The organism is Mesorhizobium sp. M7A.F.Ca.CA.002.05.1.1, from assembly GCF_003998335.1.
Classification (GTDB): Bacteria; Pseudomonadota; Alphaproteobacteria; order Rhizobiales; family Rhizobiaceae; genus Mesorhizobium.
This window is the reverse complement of record NZ_RZQI01001214.1, coordinates 1-1,387: the sequence shown is the minus strand read 5'-3', so window position 1 is coordinate 1,387 and position 1,387 is coordinate 1. Positions and strand designations below refer to the sequence as shown.

The following is a 1,387-nucleotide window of genomic DNA, read 5'->3' as shown; positions in this document are numbered from 1 at the left end:
GCGACCAGATGGCGACCATTTCCGGCCGGGAATAGCGAGGGATCATCGGTCAGTCCTGACATATCGAGAAGTTTGCCCGCGTCCTAACAGAGGCGAGCAAAATGCTCAACGCTGCTGGCGCGCAAACCAGACGCCCGCGGCAAACAGAGCGATGAAACCAACTGGAAAATAGAGCCGGATGCCCAGCACCACGAACTGGTAGAGCGCAATCAGCGTCGTGAAGACGAACTGGAGGACCCAGGTGCGGGTGAAAGCAGGGGCGTGCCACTCGGCGTAGTAGGAGCGGTACTGCAGGGCAAAGAGCCCGGCGGTCAGGCCGATCGTCGCCGCGGCTAGGCACACGAAGGCCGCGGCAAAGGCGACTTCCCAGCGTCTTCCCTGCGAGACCAGCCGCGCCGCGAACAGGCCGATGGGAAAAGCCAGCGCAGCTCCCACCGCAAACAGCGCGGTGACAATGCGGATTTTCGCCGGCGTCTCCCAGTCGTCCAACAACAGGGCGACGAGCGCGCTGGCGCCCATCGTCGTGGCCCATAGCAAGGCGCCATAAAACGCAGTGCGCGGCGTCGGTATCGCGCGGCGAAGGCGGTTCAGCGAACGATCGCGCGGGGCGGGTGGGACAAGCGGTGTCACAGGCGGCCGGTCACCGCGATCCAGCGAAAGTCCGGGCCTTCAAAGCCGTATTGGCGCACCGCGATCAGCACGGCATAGGCGCTGAGACTGTCCATCGAAAAGGTCTGCACAGCGCCGATGCGGTAGCCGTTCGGGCAACCCCGGCTTTTCGGTATCGACTTGTCCTCGTGCAGCAGCTTGGTCGTGCCGCCATCCTGCGCCTCGATACGCAGCAGCCGGAAGCCGTTGATCTCGCCCTGGCTCTCGCAGCCCTCGGTGTTGTTCATGCCGAGATCGTCGAGCCGAAACTCGAGCGGTGGGTCGACCGGCGAAAAGATCGGGCGCGGGTTGACTGCCATCCGGTGCGGATCGGCCGAAAGTTCGGTCACCGGGTTGAAGCCGGCGGTGATGCCGCGATTGGCGTCCAACTCGGCCTGACTGACAATGGCTTCGCCTTTTTGCCGGGCCTGAAGGCGCGCCGCATCCAGTTTGGCATTCTCGTCCTCAAGCCGGACCCGGATCGGCGTGCCCTTGAGAAAGCTGTCGGTGCTGGTGTCGATGTAGTAGCGGTTGGCATAGGGAAAACCCGATCCATCCTGCACGCCATATTCCTCGAAAGCAAAGACGCTGCCGTCCTTGGTGAAGCCGAGGATTTCAAGTTCGGCGACATCGCCGGCATGAGCCGCGATCGAGGTGGCAAACTGTGCAAGCAGGCCAACGGCAAACAGAAAGAGCATTCGCATCGGTCTTCACCCCCGTGATCGTCTCAATCCCCTAG

Annotated in this window: 2 protein-coding genes; both read right to left on the bottom strand. The window is 62.9% G+C overall.

Going from position 1 to position 1,387, the window contains the following annotated elements; genetic code table 11:
• Positions 1-105: 105 nt before the first annotated feature.
• Entirely contained in the window at positions 106-519 is a 414-nt protein-coding gene (locus EN939_RS34225; RefSeq protein ID WP_127269893.1) for a hypothetical protein, read from the bottom strand.
• Positions 520-626: 107 nt separating this feature from the next.
• Positions 627-1,352 (bottom strand): DUF2259 domain-containing protein, encoded by a 726-nt coding sequence (locus EN939_RS34220; RefSeq protein ID WP_127269891.1) that lies wholly within the window; start codon positions 1,350-1,352, stop codon positions 627-629.
• Positions 1,353-1,387: the final 35 nt, after the last annotated feature.